Origin of the sequence: Psychrobacter submarinus (assembly GCF_904846685.1) — a bacterium.
Classification (GTDB): domain Bacteria; phylum Pseudomonadota; class Gammaproteobacteria; order Pseudomonadales; family Moraxellaceae; genus Psychrobacter; species Psychrobacter submarinus.
In genome coordinates this window covers 21,318-40,094 of sequence record NZ_CAJHBQ010000001.1, presented here as the reverse complement: position 1 = coordinate 40,094, position 18,777 = coordinate 21,318, and the positions used below count along the sequence as shown (strand labels likewise).

Annotated in this window: 9 protein-coding genes, 2 tRNA genes and 3 rRNA genes; 10 read left to right on the top strand and 4 right to left on the bottom strand. The window is 44.9% G+C overall.

Annotated elements, in window-relative coordinates; genetic code table 11:
* Positions 1-10: 10 nt before the first annotated feature.
* Positions 11-748: a 2OG-Fe(II) oxygenase gene (locus tag JMY03_RS00165; protein WP_201599873.1), complete on the bottom strand. Its 738-nt coding sequence runs from the start codon at positions 746-748 to the stop codon at positions 11-13.
* A 137-nt stretch (positions 749-885) separates the two neighbouring features.
* Between JMY03_RS00165 and JMY03_RS00160 the strand changes: the two genes are divergently transcribed.
* Complete coding sequence (locus JMY03_RS00160; RefSeq protein WP_201599870.1) at positions 886-1,770, top strand: 23S rRNA (adenine(2030)-N(6))-methyltransferase RlmJ; 885 nt, start codon at positions 886-888, stop codon at positions 1,768-1,770.
* A 9-nt stretch (positions 1,771-1,779) separates the two neighbouring features.
* Positions 1,780-2,724, top strand: coding sequence for a CDP-diacylglycerol--serine O-phosphatidyltransferase (pssA, locus tag JMY03_RS00155; protein ID WP_227675432.1), 945 nt, complete (start codon positions 1,780-1,782; stop codon positions 2,722-2,724).
* Positions 2,725-2,786: 62 nt separating this feature from the next.
* Here pssA and JMY03_RS00150 read toward each other — a convergent pair whose 3' ends face one another.
* Positions 2,787-4,904 carry an ATP-binding protein gene (locus tag JMY03_RS00150; RefSeq protein ID WP_201599867.1) on the bottom strand — a complete coding sequence of 706 codons (2,118 nt, stop codon included), beginning with the start codon at positions 4,902-4,904 and terminating at the stop codon, positions 2,787-2,789.
* A gap of 70 nt (positions 4,905-4,974) precedes the next feature.
* Positions 4,975-5,604 (bottom strand): response regulator transcription factor, encoded by a 630-nt coding sequence (locus JMY03_RS00145; RefSeq protein WP_201599864.1) that lies wholly within the window; start codon positions 5,602-5,604, stop codon positions 4,975-4,977.
* A gap of 210 nt (positions 5,605-5,814) precedes the next feature.
* Between JMY03_RS00145 and JMY03_RS00140 the strand changes: the two genes are divergently transcribed.
* From JMY03_RS00140 to JMY03_RS00105, 8 genes are all read left to right on the top strand, one after another.
* Positions 5,815-9,396, top strand: coding sequence for an ESPR-type extended signal peptide-containing protein (locus JMY03_RS00140; RefSeq protein WP_201599861.1), 3,582 nt, complete (start codon positions 5,815-5,817; stop codon positions 9,394-9,396).
* Between the two features lie 726 nt (positions 9,397-10,122).
* Positions 10,123-11,659 (top strand): 16S ribosomal RNA (locus tag JMY03_RS00135).
* Between the two features lie 179 nt (positions 11,660-11,838).
* Positions 11,839-11,915 (top strand) — tRNA-Ile (locus JMY03_RS00130).
* Positions 11,916-12,041: 126 nt separating this feature from the next.
* Positions 12,042-12,117: transfer RNA gene (locus JMY03_RS00125), tRNA-Ala, on the top strand.
* A 396-nt stretch (positions 12,118-12,513) separates the two neighbouring features.
* Positions 12,514-15,375: ribosomal RNA gene (locus JMY03_RS00120) — 23S ribosomal RNA — on the top strand.
* Between the two features lie 148 nt (positions 15,376-15,523).
* A 5S ribosomal RNA gene (gene rrf, locus JMY03_RS00115) occupies positions 15,524-15,638 on the top strand.
* The 16S, 23S and 5S rRNA genes sit together here with 2 tRNA genes alongside, the layout of an rRNA operon.
* 108 nt (positions 15,639-15,746) lie before the next feature.
* Positions 15,747-16,571, top strand: a complete 825-nt coding sequence (locus JMY03_RS00110; RefSeq protein ID WP_201599857.1) for a TIGR02391 family protein — start codon at positions 15,747-15,749, stop codon at positions 16,569-16,571.
* A gap of 21 nt (positions 16,572-16,592) precedes the next feature.
* The gene (locus JMY03_RS00105; protein WP_201599854.1) at positions 16,593-17,795 is read left to right on the top strand and encodes a HEPN-associated N-terminal domain-containing protein; all 1,203 of its coding nucleotides are present in this window, start codon (positions 16,593-16,595) and stop codon (positions 17,793-17,795) included.
* 123 nt (positions 17,796-17,918) lie between these two features.
* On the opposite strand, the gene JMY03_RS00100 is transcribed toward JMY03_RS00105, so the two are convergent.
* On the bottom strand, positions 17,919-18,776 hold the full coding sequence (locus tag JMY03_RS00100; protein ID WP_201599852.1) for a pirin family protein: 858 nt from the start codon (positions 18,774-18,776) through the stop codon (positions 17,919-17,921).
* Position 18,777 lies beyond the last annotated feature (1 nt).

The following is an 18,777-nucleotide window of genomic DNA, read 5'->3' as shown; positions in this document are numbered from 1 at the left end:
CAACGGATAACTAACCTTCCTCAACAAAAGGCACTAAACCGTCACGGCGCATCCAAGTGGCGATAGAATAGCGCTGACGATGTGCAATTTGTACTTGATGTTGTAAGTCGCTAGCAAAGATAATCAAGCGATTGGCAACGGGCATAATGGTATGAGAGATACCGTGATTATCAACGAGCTCTACTGCGCCGCCGTCACCTGCCTCCCAATTGTCATTAAGATAAAACACCGCTGATAGCACCCGCTCATCACGCCCCGCAGGATTGTCGCTATGCCACTGATAGCCAAAGCCAACAGGGTAGCAGGCATAATGCGCCTCGCTGTGGCGAATCCCTGTAAATAGCGCACGGTTTAAAACATCAGCGAGCTTATCAATGCTTTGTAAATAATAGGATCCTGCTAAAAAGTGGTTATTAATCCAGCGGATTTTATCCCCGCGTATATGACTTAAACGCACGCCAGCTGTAAGATGAGCCTCTCGATAATCAACGAAACCGCTCTCTGCCTGCAAAGCGAGTAGAGCTTTGTCACTAAAGACATTATCGATAATGATAAAACCTTCAAAACTAAGCTTGTTTAGCTGCATATCGGTAAGCCTTTGTTCCCAATTGACAACAAAGTCAGCGGCTTGCAGAGTGGCAATATCTTGGACAAGTAGCAAGGTATTATCAGATTCTACTGGCTTATTAACAGTCAATTTATCCAAATCAGAATTCATCATCTCAGTATTACTATGAATCGTTGTCATCTTTTATCCTTATAATAAGCATAGTCAAACGACTTTTTCACCTTTCTTATTCAATGGCGAGTTACCGAAACCTCGTTATCTTTTATGCTGTCTATGCTACCATAGATGCAATTTTTCTTATTTAAACTTTTGAGACTATGAACTATAAACATGCCTACCACGCCGGTAACTTTGCTGATGTGGTCAAACACATATTGCTCGTACAACTCCTCAATCAGCTCAGCCAAAAGAACAAGCCTTTTTATGTGCTAGATGCTTATGGCGGGCGCGGACTGTATTCGCTCGCAAGCGAAGAGGCGCGCAAGACAGGCGAGGCCAAAGGCGGTATACAAGCGCTGCTTAAAAATGCCGATATCGATATGGAAAAAGCCCCAGCCGCTATTAAAGACTATATAGAAGGTATCAAGCAAGCACGCTTTACCTACGATAGCAAAGTCTATCCCGGCTCACCATGGTGGATTGCGCACCATGTCGAAAAGAACCCTGACGGCGGCGTACGCGGCGAAGCCTTTGAAGCCAAAGCGAGCGAGTATGACGCGCTTAATTATCAACTGCATAAGTTGCCCATTGGTATTCATCACCGTGATGCGTTTGAAGGTATCCGCGCGGTCATTCCACCTGCTGAGCGCCGTGGTCTAATATTCTTAGATCCTCCTTATGAGCAAGAGCACAAGGACTTTACCCGTCTGATTGACTTGCTTGTCGCCTCTTATAATAAATGGCCTCAAGGTACCTATGCGCTATGGTTCCCGATCAAAAACATCGAAGCGGTTGAGCTATTTTACAAAAAGCTAAAACGCACTGATATCAGACGTCAGCTGATCTGTGAGCTCAACATCTATCCTAACGATGTCGCGGTTGGTCTCAACGGTACGGGTATGCTTATTATCAATCCGCCTTGGCAGTTTGACAACCAAGCGCGCGAGATATTGCGATTCTTGCAGCCTGCGCTTAAAGTTGCTGATGCACCAAACATGACCCCTGATAGCGCGACCAATGTACGCTGGCTGGTCGGCGAATAAGGATAGGTTATGAGTATGGAGAACGGCATTAGTAATAAAGACGAAATTATCGATAATCAAGCTACTGGTGTTACTGAAAAATCAGCTGAGCTGCCGCTCAATGATAATTTAGGTCATATTAGTGATAGTGCCGCCACGCAGCCGCCTTATCTTGATGAGCATGAGTTTAACATTCGCTTAGCAGATAATGACGATTATGAAGGCCTCACCTTTGAAGTCATTGAGGCAGAAGGTGCCGAGGGTCAGCAAGTAGTGAGTCGCGGTGTCTATTTGGCCCCCAATTTGATTACCACCTTGTCGTTGTTGTCTGGCTTTTATTCGATTTTAGCGAGCACCAGTGGCGAGTTTTATAAAGCCGCTTTAGCGATATTTTTATCAGCTATCTTGGATGGTGCCGATGGACGAGTAGCGCGTATGCTCAACGCGCAAAGCCCGTTTGGTGAGCAGTATGACTCTTTAGCTGACCTGTTGGCTTTCGGTATCGCGCCTGCGATTTTGGTCTATAGCTTTGCCCTAGAGCCTTTAGGCCGTATTGGTTTAGGCTGTGCTTTTGTCTTTACGGCTTGCGGCGCGTTTCGTTTGGCGCGTTTTAACGTGCAAGTGGGCATCGTCGATAAAAAGTACTTTGTGGGCCTTGCTAGTCCTTTAGCGGCGATCTTAGTCACCGCAGCGGTCATGGTTGCCATTGACCACAATGAATGGGTGGGTCAATATGACACTTTAATTATGATTTTGTTCGCCGCTTGGGTGGTGATTTGTGGTTTGCTGATGGTTAGTAACGTTAAGTACTATAGCTTTAAAGAGTTCGATAAAAAGAAAGTGCCTTTTGTCGCTTTGATCGTTGCCGTTCTAGTTCTAAGTATTCTTATTTATGATATCCCTGTGGGTATCTTAGCTATCGGTATCATCTATGCTTTGTCAGGTATTGTGACAACGATAAAAGCAAAAATGTAAAACTTAGAAACAATTAAAATAAAGCCGCTTACTATTTAATGATAGTAGGCGGCTTTTTTGGTTTAGATAAGTGCGAGTACTTGTTGGAGCTGCTGGCGTAGATTCTTTGGATCTATTGGTTTATGTAGGACTAAAGGGTTTATCGCTTTAGTAGCTGTAAATAGCTGCGGCGTCGTATCGGCAGTCAAGATGACAAACGGCGTCAAATGGGCAGAGTCACTACTTTGTCTAATCGCAAAGATAATATCCTCACCAGTTATGCCATTAGCTAAGCGAAAATCGGTGATGACCATGTCAGGATGACACTTATTAAAAGCAGTTACTGCCTCCTCAAGCGTCTGTACGGCAACAGGCTGACAGCCCCAAGATCCGAGGAGTAATTGCATTGACTTTAGCACCGCATCATCATCATCAATGATTAACACAACCTTTTGTTTGAGATGATCGATAGTCGTATTATTATCTAGATTCCCATCATTAATAGGCTGGCAAGTTGGGAGCACAATCGAGAACTGCGATCCGACACCAATACTTGACTTGACGTCGAGCTCAGCTTTTAGCAGTTGCGTCATACCTTTGACGATAGCCAAACCCAGACCCAATCCTTGATCTGTCGTTTTGTTACGCTCTATCTGATAAAACGATTCAAATATCTGTTCCGTTTCATCAGCAGTCATGCCGCTTCCTGTATCCCAAACACTAACGCGACAATACGTTATCAAGATAGATTGATTTACTATTGGAGATTTGCGTACGCCAACGACTATACCGCCCTCATTGGTATAGCGTATGGCATTACTAATGAGGTTTCTGAGGATAAGCGCGATCATAGTAGGGTCAGTCATAACCCAAGTACCTTTGGGTGTATAGCGTAGGGATAAGCCTTTGTTATCAGCCTGAATCCCAAACTCATCGATCAGATTCTGAATAATACTATCAAGATTGGTAGCAGTATACTGCGCGGTCATCTGACCGGACTCAATGTGCGCGTAATCTAATATCGTATTGAGCATCTCTCGACTAGAGTGGCTGGCAGATTTTGCATAGTCGACTATCTGCGATTGATGAAGATCAAGGTCAGTATCAGCCAATGCTTCGATGAATAGACTTAGCGCGTGGACAGGCTGACGCAAATCGTGACTGGCTGATGCTAAGATTTTAGTCTTCGCTAGGCTTGCTTCTTCGACTTGGCGAGTTTTTATTTGCAGTTGAGCAATCAGACTCTCGTTTTCTATATAAACCAAAATCGCCTTCAAGGTATTAATAGAGGTATGGCGAGCAAAGAAAATATCAAAGAACAATAGCCCAATGACAGCAAAAGCTAAAATGATGAGTCCAGTATCGGTCATATAGCTCAACAAAAAAATCCATACAAAAACACTAGGTAGAGCGTAGGCAATATAAACTCGCCAAAACGTTGCCAAACATGAGATGCCACCACTTAACAGACCCAAATGCAGTCCTAGCAGGACTATTACTTGCGTTGAGTTTTGGATGTTAGTCGTAAAAGCTTTACCAATAGCCAGTGCCCATAGACAGGCAATGGCAAGTGCACAGACAAATAACACACTATAAGCGGCGTAGTTAGCTAGATAATGAGCATGACTCACAGAAGTCGCCGCACTTAGAACTGGCATTTGAGTATGGTCTGTTTCTATAGGCTTGTCAGGCGCATTAAGCTTATGAAATAAAGCTTTTATTTTTTCCCAGTGGCTCCAGCAAAAGGTAAGAATAATACTATGAAATACTATCCAAACAACGACTAAAGCATTTGTAGCAAGCAGCATCATTTCAGGCGTATGGAGCAGCATAACGGTAAAGACTATAATACCCAAGATCATAGCCGACGAAAATAATATAGCAAAACTGATGAATATATTTTTTAAAAATTTAAGACTAAGACTCTCTACCCGCTTTAGTATTAGTTGAGTGATCTGCCACAATGACCCTAAAATAATCGCCTGATAGACTATCCAGAATATATTGAGTATCTTTTGATTGTTACTGAGATCGTAGGTGATGTACATCGTTGCCACAAAACAGAGTGCTGTAAAAAGCGTGCCTAACAATGCTAAGGGTAGATATCTATGAGCCAGTTTGGTCTGCTCTGCTAGTACTAGTTTGGGATCATAGTGGTTTGGGATAAGGCTAGGTAGAGCCTCTATATCGTCTTTAAACATAATCTATGACCATACCTTTTCAAACTATAGAGGAGTATAAAAAATACTAATAAAGATGATAATGAGCCGATTAGGTAAGATACCCTGCTTGCTGCGCTGCAATGATAATTTTGGTGCGATTATTGACTTCAAAATGCTTCATTAGTGTAACGGTATAATTGCGTACCGTATGCTCACTAAGAAATAGTTTGTCAGCGATATACTTATTACTATGACCTTCAGCCATAAGCCCTAACACCTCTAATAATCGAATACTAAGCAGCGACTTGGCTTCTGTAACCGCTGGCAGGGGTATAGCGGTGACCTGACTACTCGTATTTGACACATGCAATTTTAGAAGCGATTGTACCGTAGTGCAAATAACCGCAGGATCTGTATTTTTGTTCAAAAAACAACTGGCCCCTAATGCCAGTGCCTTGTTGATATCTTGATGGTTACTAAGTGCCGATAGCAACATAATACGCGCTTGTGGCCATTTTTTTTGCAAAATACTCATGCCGTCAATGCCATTGAGTCCTGGCAGACAGATATCCAATAAGATCACATCTACTTCTACATCTAGTTCACTCACATCGCTAATTTTCTCAATTTCAGTAATATTTGCTTTTATTTTACTTTGTAAAATAAGACGTAACCCTGCGCGAAACAAAGCATGGTCATCTACTAGCAATAAACTTTTTTTGGCTACTTCTTCAGTCATATTCAATCTATTCTCTTTTCGTTTTACTCACTCATCGTGTCACAACCGATAAATCAAATGCTATGCCCTTTGACTCAAAAGAGCCTATACCGTCTGTCTTCATATTTGACCGTTCATACTTAATAGTATATTTGTACTATTACAAAAACCTTATCCATAGCTTACACTAAGATTACAAGATATAACATACAGAAATAAAAGGGAATAATCATGTTAAACCATGTCTATCGTGTCATCTTCAATCGCTCAACGGGCTGCTATATGGCAGTGAGTGAAATCACTAAATCGGGCGGCAAGTCAAGTCGCTCAACTCAAGTAGGTACTGTTGGCGCTATCCCAGCAACTACTACAGACAAGTTATGGCGTCGCCAAGCGATAGCGGTGGCGATAGGCAGTATCTTAGGACTGACAATGATGAGCGCTCAGGCAGAGGTCTGTATACTTGATTCTGGTAACTCGACTGGCAGCAGCACCGCTACTGGTGGTTTTGCTTTTGCTTGTGGTCTTGACAACGACGCCTCAGGCGGCTTTAGCTCAGCGGTGGGTGATTCTAATACAGCCTCAGGTAGCTTTAGCTCAGCGGTGGGTGATTCTAATACAGCCTCAGGTAGCTTTAGCTCAGCAGTAGGACGTAATAATACAGTCTCAAGTGATGCCAGCTCAGCGATGGGTCTTAATAATGAAGCCTCAGGAGTTTATAGCTCAGCGCTAGGGAACCGTAATACATCCTCAGGTAGCTTTAGCTCAGCGATGGGTAGTTTTAATTCAGCCTCAGGCATCGATAGCTCAGCGGTCGGTCGTAGTAACACAGCCTCAGGTCCTGATAGCTCAGCGATGGGTAGTGTCAACGAAGCCTCAGGCATCGATAGCTCAGCGGTCGGTCGTAGTAACACAGCCTCAGGAGGTTCCAGCTCCGCCGTAGGTTATAGCAACGAAGCTTCAGGTGGCTTTAGCTCAGCGTTGGGTTATCGCAACGACGCCTCAGGTGACTTTAGCTCAGCGATGGGTCGTTCTAACATAGCCTCAGGTACTAATAGCTCGGCGGTTGGTTTTGAAAATGAAGCTGGAGATTTTAGCTCAGCAATAGGTAGTTTTAACGAAGCCTCAGGTATATTTAGTAGCGTAATGGGCAGTAGCAGTGTTGCCTCAGCTACGGGTGCGACAGCAGTTGGTAGTGGTAGAGAAGATGGCCTAGTAGCTATCGATGGCGCGATAGTTCAAGCAGAGTTTGCAGCAGCTACAACAGATATAGAAGTTGATGACGAAGGTCGACGCTTCAAATTAGACACTAATAATGATCCCATATTTGAGTTCGCAGCAGCAGATTATGAAGACTTAGGCATAGGCGCAACCGCGAGTGGTATTCGCGCAACAGCGGTTGGCAATACCTCAGTCGCAAGCGCTCGCGATAGCATCGCGATGGGTACAGGATCAACAGCTAATATTGATAATAGTATTGCACTAGGCAGCCAAAGCGTTACTACAGTTGATGCAGGCGTACAAGGCTTTGGTGCAGACGCTAGAACCACACCAGTATGGCAATCAACGCTAGCGGCAGTGAGTGTTGGTAATATTAGTGATGCTGATCCTGCCAATTGGCAAACCCGTCAAATCACAGGCGTCGCCGCAGGGACGACTGATACTGATGCGGTCAATGTGGCACAGCTACAAAGAGTAGAGACGAACAGCTTCTCTCAAGCACAGAACCTAGCCTCTGCCTTTGGTGGTAATGCCGCGTTCAACATGAACGGCACTTTCCAAGCACCGACCTATCGTATTAATAATACTAATTATAACGACGTAGGTTCAGCATTCACAGCCGTTGATGGAAGACTGACTGACTTGCAAGGACAAATTAATAACATTGAACTTACACCAGGCCCACAGGGTGAACAAGGCATTCAGGGTGAACAAGGCGAACAAGGAATCCAAGGTGTAGCAGGTCAAGATGGCGCTAATGGTGCAATGGGTGTTCAAGGTGAACAGGGCATTCAGGGTGAACAAGGTGAACAAGGTGAGAGAGGTTTGCAGGGCGTAGCAGGTCAAGACGGTGCTGACGGTGCAACGGGTGATCAGGGCGAACGCGGCCTGCAAGGAGAGCAAGGTATCCAAGGTGAAACTGGTGCTCAAGGCGAACAGGGTATTCAAGGTGAACAAGGCGAGAGAGGTTTGCAAGGCATAGCAGGTCAAGACGGTGCGGACGGTCAGGATGGTGTAATGGGCGCTATGGGCGCTCAAGGTCTTCAAGGTGAGCGTGGTATCCAAGGTGAGACTGGTGCTCAAGGTATTCAGGGTGAACAAGGCATACAAGGCGAAACTGGTGCTCAAGGTATTCAGGGGGAGACTGGTGCTCAAGGCGAACAAGGCATTCAGGGTGAGCAGGGCGAGAGAGGTTTGCAGGGTATAGCAGGTCAAGATGGTGCTGACGGTGCAACGGGTGCTCAAGGTGCCAAGGGTGATCAGGGTGATCAGGGTGAACGAGGCTTGCAAGGCATTCAGGGTGAGCAAGGTATTCAAGGTGAACGCGGTCTGCAAGGAGAGCAAGGAGAGCAGGGTCTACAAGGTGAGCAAGGCGTAGCAGGTCAAGACGGTATCGACGGCGCTGATGGCTTAAATGGTACTAATGGCGTTGATGGTCAAGACGGCGCAATGGGTGCTCAGGGTATTCAGGGTGAACAAGGCATTCAAGGCGAAACTGGTGCTCAAGGCGAGCAAGGTTTGCAAGGCGTAGCAGGTCAAGACGGTGCTGATGGGACTGATGGCATTGATGGTCAAGACGGTGCGATGGGTGCCCAAGGTGTTAAGGGCGATAAGGGTGATAAAGGCGAATCTGGCATCAGTGAAGAAGCTAGAGCTGAACTAGTAGAGCAAATCGAAGACAGCCAAGCTCGTTTCTTTAGTGTCAACGGTTCTAGTGATAGCGAAGATGCAGGTAATTATAATGGTAACGGTGCGACAGCTGATGGTGCGATTGCTATTGGTGTTAATACCAAATCTGCAGGTACTAACAGTATCGCCGTAGGAACAGATAGCATAGTCACGGGTGATCAATCTACTAGCGTCGGCAAAGGCAACATTGTCTCAGGCGACCGATCAGGAGCGTTTGGCGATCCCAATATCGTAGGTGGCAGTGCTAATTATGCCGTCGGTAATGACAATATCATTGGTGATACGACCAGTAATTCAGTAGTCTTAGGTAGCAACGCTACCGTCGGTGCTACAGGAGCAACAGCTAACAATAATGGCACCCCAACCTTTACTGATACAACGGACGCCTCAAACTCTGTTGCTATTGGTGAGTCGGTCAACGTGCAGGCAAATAATGCAGTGGCTATCGGCTCTAATAGTAGTGTGACTAATAGCAATTCGGTAGCACTTGGTGCTAACTCACAGACTAGTGCGGATAATACCGTCTCAGTAGGTAACGCAAATAACCAGCGCCGTATCACCAACGTTGCAGCAGGTATCAATCCGAACGATGCAGTTAACGTCTCTCAGCTCAATCAAAATCGTGCTGAAGCCTTTGGTTATACAGATAGAAGAATAGATGATCTCGAAGGAGAAACTCATTCAGCCGTTGCTGGTGCTCTCGCCTTTGGCGCTCTACGCTATCCTAATGTCCCAGGCAAAGTAAGTGTTGGTCTTGGTGGCGGCACATGGGAAGGAGAGTCTGGTTACGCAGTAGGTATAGGCTATACTACATCAGATGGACAGTTCTCCATTAGCAGCGCCTTTGGAGGCAGTGGCAGTCAAAATGGTGGTAATGTCGGCGTCAGTTATACCTTTGACTAAATAACCTTTAAATTAATAAGTAGAATAAGCAAGCTTACCATCAGAAGATAGTAAGCTTGCATTAGCTTTTAATGGAGTAAAAAGTGATAAGGTAAAACATGAATATTAAATTCTTTTCACAAACCCCTTGACCCAACTTTAAACATGCGTATAATGCCACCCAGTCGAAAGGGAAGGCAGTTTGATTTATCACACAGCCATAGATTGAGAATAGAGCGTTTAAAACAATTTAAAAATAAACCCTTGACACCAAATAATAAGCGTCTATAATACGCACCTCGATAAGAGATAGGACAAGACAGAGACTCATAATTTTAGTCAAATCAAGTTCTTAACTTAGCGAAACAAATTATAAAAAGAGTTGACAAACTAATCTACTATGATAAGATAGTCGGCTCGCTAGATAGCAAAGAGCCTAAGGGTTTGAAGCAAATTTAGCAAACAAGATATTAGATTAAATCACTGACTGGACGACAGCAGTGGAACACTATTTAAAAGCGAAACTAAAGAACAACTTGTGTGGATTTTTGCTGAGATAAGAATGCTAAAAATAAAGTTGGTTTGAACTTCTTTTCGGAGTTTATACTAACTATAAAAATTATCATTTAATCAGCAGAAAAACTCAAAGTTAATTCATTACGAACATAATTTTAAGCAAATGCTAGATTAGATGAGCCAAGATTAGAAGTCGTCTTACTATTTATAGTGAAGACTTCAAGCAAGATTAAACTGAAGAGTTTGATCATGGCTCAGATTGAACGCTGGCGGCAGGCTTAACACATGCAAGTCGAGCGGAAACGATGGGAGCTTGCTCCCAGGCGTCGAGCGGCGGACGGGTGAGTAACACTTAGGAATCTACCTAGTAGTGGGGGATAGCTCGGGGAAACTCGAATTAATACCGCATACGACCTACGGGAGAAAGGGGGCAACTTGTTGCTCTCGCTATTAGATGAGCCTAAGTCGGATTAGCTAGTTGGTGGGGTAAAGGCCTACCAAGGCGACGATCTGTAGCTGGTCTGAGAGGATGATCAGCCACACCGGGACTGAGACACGGCCCGGACTCCTACGGGAGGCAGCAGTGGGGAATATTGGACAATGGGGGCAACCCTGATCCAGCCATGCCGCGTGTGTGAAGAAGGCCTTTTGGTTGTAAAGCACTTTAAGCAGTGAAGAAGACCTAACGGTTAATACCCGTTAGCGATGACATTAGCTGCAGAATAAGCACCGGCTAACTCTGTGCCAGCAGCCGCGGTAATACAGAGGGTGCAAGCGTTAATCGGAATTACTGGGCGTAAAGCGAGCGTAGGTGGCTTGATAAGTCAGATGTGAAATCCCCGGGCTTAACCTGGGAACTGCATCTGATACTGTTAGGCTAGAATAGGTGAGAGGAAGGTAGAATTCCAGGTGTAGCGGTGAAATGCGTAGAGATCTGGAGGAATACCGATGGCGAAGGCAGCCTTCTGGCATCATATTGACACTGAGGTTCGAAAGCGTGGGTAGCAAACAGGATTAGATACCCTGGTAGTCCACGCCGTAAACGATGTCTACTAGTCGTTGGGTCCCTTGAGGACTTAGTGACGCAGCTAACGCAATAAGTAGACCGCCTGGGGAGTACGGCCGCAAGGTTAAAACTCAAATGAATTGACGGGGGCCCGCACAAGCGGTGGAGCATGTGGTTTAATTCGATGCAACGCGAAGAACCTTACCTGGTCTTGACATATCTAGAATCCTGCAGAGATGCGGGAGTGCCTTCGGGAATTAGAATACAGGTGCTGCATGGCTGTCGTCAGCTCGTGTCGTGAGATGTTGGGTTAAGTCCCGCAACGAGCGCAACCCTTGTCCTTAGTTACCAGCGGGTTAAGCCGGGAACTCTAAGGATACTGCCAGTGACAAACTGGAGGAAGGCGGGGACGACGTCAAGTCATCATGGCCCTTACGACCAGGGCTACACACGTGCTACAATGGTAGGTACAGAGGGCAGCTACACAGCGATGTGATGCGAATCTTTCAAAGCCTATCGTAGTCCAGATTGGAGTCTGCAACTCGACTCCATGAAGTAGGAATCGCTAGTAATCGCGGATCAGAATGCCGCGGTGAATACGTTCCCGGGCCTTGTACACACCGCCCGTCACACCATGGGAGTTGATTGCACCAGAAGTGGTTAGCCTAACGTAAGAGGGCGATCACCACGGTGTGGTTGATGACTGGGGTGAAGTCGTAACAAGGTAGCCGTAGGGGAACCTGCGGCTGGATCACCTCCTTATAGACGGCATTCGCTCAGCAAGAATTCACAACAAGTTGTTCTTTAGTTTAGATTGTTTATAAGCCTAACAGGCGGATAGATAACAGGCGTTGTCATTGTAAGTTACGCATACTGAAAATCCTATTTAAAGGATTTTCCTTGCGAAGCTAACAAAGCAGTGCTTTGTTTAAACGCTTCTCAGGCCTGTAGCTCAGCTGGTTAGAGCACCGTGTTGATAACGCGGGGGTCGGCAGTTCAAGTCTGCCCAGGCCTACCATTATTTAGGTACAGTGCTTAAAACAGTTAGAAACGCTCAAGCGTTAGCAAGACTTATAGAAAATTGCCTTTAAGCAATTTTCTCTTGCGAGCCTAGCGAAGCAGTGCTTCGCCCGAGCGGCTCTCAGGGGCCATAGCTCAGTTGGTAGAGCGCCTGCCTTGCACGCAGGAGGTCAACGGTTCGACTCCGTTTGGCTCCACCACTCTTATAAACAAGCGAAAGCAAATAAGTATAAATAGAACTAAGTAATCGTAGATGATTATTTACTTCTGTTTTATACAGAACCTATCATCTGACGAAGAGATAGGAACTATTTAAAAACATAGATATGAGTCTGGGTTAGCAATAACATTTCACGTGTTATTGCTAACCTGAAGATTAGCCTTTTAACGACATTGTTGTTATCCCAAGGGCTAATCTTCAAAGTAAAGAGAACTGAATCAAGCGTAAACATAGGTGATATCGTTATAATTGCGACAAACAACCATGTTAAGAACTGGATTTATCCAGTAGTAAAATACCTCGAATTACTTCGAGGCTACTTTTACTACTAATAGAGATAAACTTAACAATTAACCAAGACTACTTGGGGTTGTATGGTCAAGTAATTAAGCGCACATGGTGGATGCCTTGGCAGTCAGAGGCGATGAAAGACGTGACAGCCTGCGATAAGCTTCGGGGAGGCGGCAATATCCTGTGATCCGGAGATTTCTGAATGGGGAAACCCACCTAGCATAAGCTAGGTATCTTATACTTTGTATAAGAAGCGAACGAGGGGAAGTGAAACATCTCAGTACCCTTAGGAAGAGACATCAATTGAGATTCCCCAAGTAGCGGCGAGCGAACGGGGAGAAGCCGATTATCTTTAGAATAGAAGAACAGCGTGGGAAAGCTGACCATAGTAGGTGATAGTCCTGTATTTTAAATTCTGAAGATAACATATTAAGTAGAGCGGGGCACGAGAAATCCTGTTTGAAGATGGGGGGACCATCCTCCAAGGCTAAATACTCCTGACTGACCGATAGTGAACCAGTACCGTGAGGGAAAGGCGAAAAGAACCCCTGTGAGGGGAGTGAAATAGAACCTGAAACCGTGTGCGTACAAGCAGTGGGAGCACTCTTGCAGTGTGACCGCGTACCTTTTGTATAATGGGTCAGCGACTTATATTCTGTAGCAAGGTTAACCGTTTAGGGGAGCCGTAGGGAAACCGAGTCTTAATAGGGCGTCATAGTTGCAGGGTATAGACCCGAAACCGAGTGATCTATCCATGAGCAGGTTGAAAGTGCCGTAACAGGCACCGGAGGACCGAACCCACTGTCGTTGAAAAGCCAGGGGATGACTTGTGGATAGGGGTGAAAGGCTAATCAAACTCGGTGATAGCTGGTTCTCCCCGAAAGCTATTTAGGTAGCGCCTCGGACGAACACCATTGGGGGTAGAGCACTGTTTCGGCTAGGGGGTCATACCGACTTACCAAACCGATGCAAACTCCGAATACCGATGAGTGATATCCGGGAGACACACAGTGGGTGCTAACGTCCATTGTGGAGAGGGAAACAACCCAGACCGCCAGCTAAGGCCCCAAATTCCTAGTTAAGTGGGAAACGAGGTGGGAAGGCATAGACAGCTAGGAGGTTGGCTTAGAAGCAGCCATCCTTTAAAGAAAGCGTAATAGCTCACTAGTCGAGTCGGCCCGCGCGGAAGATGTAACGGGGCTCAAACTAGGAGCCGAAGCTGCGGATTTGAAAATTGTTTTCAAGTGGTAGGGGAGCGTTGTGTAAGCCTGTGAAGGTGTGTTGTAAAGCATGCTGGAGGTATCACAAGAGCGAATGCTGACGTGAGTAACGATAATGGGTGTGAAAAGCATCCACGCCGGAAGATCAAGGGTTCCAGTCCAACGTTAATCGGGGCTGGGTGAGTCGACCCCTAAGGCGAGGCCGAAAGGCGTAGTCGATGGGAAATCGGTTAATATTCCGATACTTGTTTATGATGCGATGGAGGGACGGAGAAGGTTATGTCAGCCTAGTGATGGTTATCTAGGTGAAAGGATGTAGGCTTGCAGCTTAGGTAAATCCGGGCTGCTATATGGTCGAGATCTGATAGCAAGTCCTACTTGTAGGACGAAGTGGCAAATACCAGGCTTCCAGGAAAAGCTTCTAAGCGATAGTCATAAACGAATCGTACCCTAAACCGACACAGGTGATCAGGTAGAGAATACCAAGGCGCTTGAGAGAACTCTGCTGAAGGAACTAGGCAAAATGGTACCGTAACTTCGGGAGAAGGTACGCTATTGGTGGTGATAGGACACGCTCCTTGAGCTGCTGGTAGTCGCAGATACCAGGCTGCTGCAACTGTTTATTAAAAACACAGCACTCTGCAAACACGAAAGTGGACGTATAGGGTGTGATGTCTGCCCGGTGCTGGAAGGTTAATTGATGGGCTTAGCGTAAGCGAAGGTCTTGATCGAAGCCCCAGTAAACGGCGGCCGTAACTATAACGGTCCTAAGGTAGCGAAATTCCTTGTCGGGTAAGTTCCGACCTGCACGAATGACATAATGATGGCAGCGCTGTCTCCAGCAGAGACTCAGTGAAATCGAAATCGCAGTGAAGATGCTGTGTACCCGCGGCTAGACGGAAAGACCCCGTGAACCTTTACTACAGCTTTACATTGAACTTTGACCTGACTTGTGCAGGATAGGTGGGAGGCTTTGAAGCAGACACGCCAGTGTTTGTGGAGCCATCCTTGAAATACCACCCTGGTCATGTTGGGGTTCTAACTCAGGCATCACAATGCCGAGGACAATGTATGGTGGGTAGTTTGACTGGGGCGGTCTCCTCCTAAAGAGTAACGGAGGAGTACGAAGGTGCGCTCAGACCGGTCGGAAATCGGTCGAAGAGTATAAAGGCAAAAGCGCGCTTAACTGCGAGACCCACAAGTCGAGCAGGTACGAAAGTAGGTCTTAGTGATCCGGTGGTTCTGTATGGAAGGGCCATCGCTCAACGGATAAAAGGTACTCTGGGGATAACAGGCTGATACCGCCCAAGAGTTCATATCGACGGCGGTGTTTGGCACCTCGATGTCGGCTCATCTCATCCTAGGGCTGAAGCAGGTCCTAAGGGTATGGCTGTTCGCCATTTAAAGAGGTACGCGAGCTGGGTTTAGAACGTCGTGAGACAGTTCGGTCCCTATCTACCGTGGGCGTTGGAAATTTGAGAGGATCTGCTCCTAGTACGAGAGGACCAGAGTGGACGAACCACTGGTGTTCGGGTTGTCATGCCAATGGCATTGCCCGGTAGCTACGTTCGGATGGGATAACCGCTGAAAGCATCTAAGCGGGAAGCCCACCTCAAGATTAGATTTCCCTAAAGAGCCGTTCAAGACTAGGACGTTGATAGGCAGGGTGTGGAAGCGCAGCGATGCGTGTAGCTAACCTGTACTAATTGCTCGTTTGGCTTGACCATACAACACCCAAGTGGTTTGTAGCTATCTATCAGAACTTGGTTCTATAGTTAGACAAGCATTATATCGATATCACCTTTATCCTTGATTCAGTTAGGATAAGTGATACTTATTAAAAGTCACACAACAGACTCATATCTAACCCCCTTTGCTGACGACAATAGCACGATGGCACCACCTGATCCCTTCCCGAACTCAGAAGTGAAACATCGTTGCGCCAATGGTAGTGTGGCTCCGGCCATGTGAGAGTAGGTCATCGTCAGCTCTCTATACCCTAAAAGCCCCCGACATATAAGTGTTGGGGGTTTTTTTTTGGTATATTTCTACAAAAAATTAGTATACTCTTTCTTAGTTTGAGAACTAAGGAACAATAGTGAAGGCTAAATTAGCAGGTATTCAATACTTAGGTGAAAGTGGTATTACCCAAGAATGTAAGAAAGCAGTCATAAACCTAGTACACGCTGGTGAAAGAATAGAAGAGGTCAAAATACTCACCTTTGAAGAGCCTTATTCAAAAGCTCACGCTTTATTGCTAGCCCTTGAGTATGATATTCAGATAGTCATTAAAGGTGGTTTTGCTTCTGATTATAATGGAGAAGGGCCAAAAGGCTATGCTTTCGTTTTAAACTTGTTGGCGCAATATACGGATAATATAGATGAATATATCGTTCCACAGAGGATTTTTGAGCGCATATCTAGCTCAAGCTTAACCGTTAAAGACTTAGAATATATCAATAGTATTGGAAAAGTTCGTCCTGTTAGATGGTATGAGTTTATTCAATTCAGTAACGAAAATAGAAACAACGTTTTTAGTGAGTTTCCTCTTACTATTCCTATGGCTTTAATCGATCCACGTCTTATTGAACAAGCCTTAGAGTTTGAAACAAATCCCGACAACGCAATTATGAATGGATACCGAAAAATTGAATCTATTGTTAGAGAGCGTACTGGCTTAAATAACGAAAGCAGCACTAAGCTGTTCGCAAAAGCTTTTCAAGGTAATGACCCGGTTTTATATTGGAAGAATTTAGATTCAGGTGAGTCTAAAGGAAGAGCTTCTCTATTTACTAATGTTTTCATGGCTTATCGCAATAATCGTGCACATCAAGAACCCAAACATAATTTAAGCGATGATATTCGAGAGTTTATGCTAATAAATCAGTTATTTATTTTAGAAAGTGAAGCAGTAGAGAGATAATTGTAAGCCTAGGAGAAAAAATTGGGATATCATTCAGATTTATCGATTTCTATGCACGAGTCACCTCAGCTTAGTGGTCTTAACAAATCGATATGTGCAGATTGTGTCTTAGACAGTTCATTAGCTAATTTAGTTGCTACCAATCTTAGTTCAAATTCATGCTCCTATTGCGGCGAAAAGAATGAAGAAGGTGATTTGATAGCCGCTCCATATAATGTAGTGATGGAACGGATATATGACTCAATATTTCAGCATTATGCAGACGCGCAAGACGTAGGTATGCCATGGGTTGAAAAAGAATGGTTAATATCAGAAACTAATATATCGGAAATTATTTGGGATTTTGATCCTGGTTGGTGTGGAGAGTTTTGCGAAGATTTAATCAATAGCTCTGATGCAAGTCTGTATTTAGTAGAGCATGTCAAAAATGACTGGTCTGTTGAAAGTTCATCTTCAGCATTATCATATGGTTGGTCAGCTTTTAAGAATCAAGTTCTATACAAGACGCGCTATTTATTCTTGTCTGAACCTGAAGATGAATTTTCTTCTGGTAGACCAGATTATATTCCTGTTTCAAATATGCTCAATGCTCTTGGAGCACTTTGTAATGCAGAAAAACTAATTACTATTATTCCTGCCGGAACCGAGTTTTATCGAGTTAGAGTTAATACTCAAGAGGGAGAAGAGTTTAAGAAGTTTTCTAATGTTGGTGTCGCACCAAAAGGAATAGCTAATGCTGGTCGCATGAATCCAGCTGGTATTTCTTATTTCTATCTGGCTTATGAACAAGCTACAGCTGAAAAAGAAGTGATCACAGATGCGACAGAATGGTCAATTGCCAAGTTTAAATTGTTAAAAGATATTCAGGTTATAGATTTTGTTGATCTACCTAGAATACCGAGTATTTTCGAGCCTGAGAAGTATGACGTTAGGCAAAATATGTTGTTTCTTCATTCGTTTGTGGATGAGTTAACTTTACCTGTTTCAAAGGATGGTAGAGAGCATGTTGAATATGTACCGACCCAAATTGTATCTGAGTATTTTAGATTTAGATTCCAAACTGAAAATGCACAGCCTATTTTAGGGTTACGTTACCATAGTGTAAAAAACCCTGCTGGTGTTAACATTGCAATATTTGATTCAGAGAATGCCTCACTACAAGAACTTTTTGAATTAGTATCTATTAAAAGAACCTCTAATAAACTATTTGTGAGCGATCAGTAAAGCGGTTCATTCAGTGATTGAGGCTGTATGTAAAGGTTGCTTCATTTTATAAAAAAAGCCCATATTAGCAAACTAATACGGGCTTTAATTTTATATAAAGTATTCAACAAATTAACCTAACAGTTAAGCCCCTTCACCAAACTTACCACTTTGGAAATCAGTGACGGCTTGCATGATTTCTTGCTGACTGTTCATAACAAAGGGACCGTATTGCACAATCGGCTCGCGTAGTGGGCGGCCAGTGATTAAGATCACTTTAGTGTCTTCTTGGCTGTCGGCGGTAATGGTCACGCCATCAGTATTATCATCATTTTTCAAGATAGCCATGTTTTTACTCGGTACGATTTCGCCTTCAATGTCTACCGTACCGCGATAGACAAAGGCAAAGGCATTGTGATCGGCTGGAATCGCTTGGCTAAAGCTAGTCCCTGCGGGTAGATGAATATCCAAATACGTCGGCTCAGTAATGTCGCGGGTGACTGCACCTTCTGCGCCATGCGATCTACCTGCGATTACCGTAACGTCTACGCCATCTTCAGTTGTGTATTTAGGCAAGTCCTCACTTTGAAAATCTTTATACCAAGGGTCATTCATTTTATCTTTGGCAGGTAGATTAAGCCACAGCTGAAAGCCTTCCATCGCGCCGTCTTCTTGTTCCGGTAGCTCTGAGTGGATTACGCCGCTCGCCGCTGTCATCCACTGCACGCCGCCGTTTTGTAATAGCCCTTCGTTACCCGCGCTATCACGATGACGCATACGGCCTGTAATCATATAAGTAATGGTTTCAAAGCCGCGATGCGGGTGATTGGGGAACCCTGCGACATAATCATCTGGATTGTCACTTTTAAAGTTATCGAGCATCAAGTAAGGGTCGAGGCGCTGTTGCAGCTGCTGCGTCAGTACGCGAGTGAGTTTAACACCAGCGCCGTCTTGGGTATCGACCCCAGCAAAAAGCTGCTCGATTTGACGCGATTGGGTCACA

Coding starts and splice junctions, on each gene's coding strand:
- JMY03_RS00165 (WP_201599873.1), bottom strand. CDS start 748: ATGACAACGATTCATAGTAATACTGAGATGATGAATTCTGATTTGGAT.
- JMY03_RS00160 (WP_201599870.1), top strand. CDS start 886: ATGAACTATAAACATGCCTACCACGCCGGTAACTTTGCTGATGTGGTC.
- pssA (WP_227675432.1), top strand. CDS start 1,780: ATGAGTATGGAGAACGGCATTAGTAATAAAGACGAAATTATCGATAAT.
- JMY03_RS00150 (WP_201599867.1), bottom strand. CDS start 4,904: ATGTTTAAAGACGATATAGAGGCTCTACCTAGCCTTATCCCAAACCAC.
- JMY03_RS00145 (WP_201599864.1), bottom strand. CDS start 5,604: ATGACTGAAGAAGTAGCCAAAAAAAGTTTATTGCTAGTAGATGACCAT.
- JMY03_RS00140 (WP_201599861.1), top strand. CDS start 5,815: ATGTTAAACCATGTCTATCGTGTCATCTTCAATCGCTCAACGGGCTGC.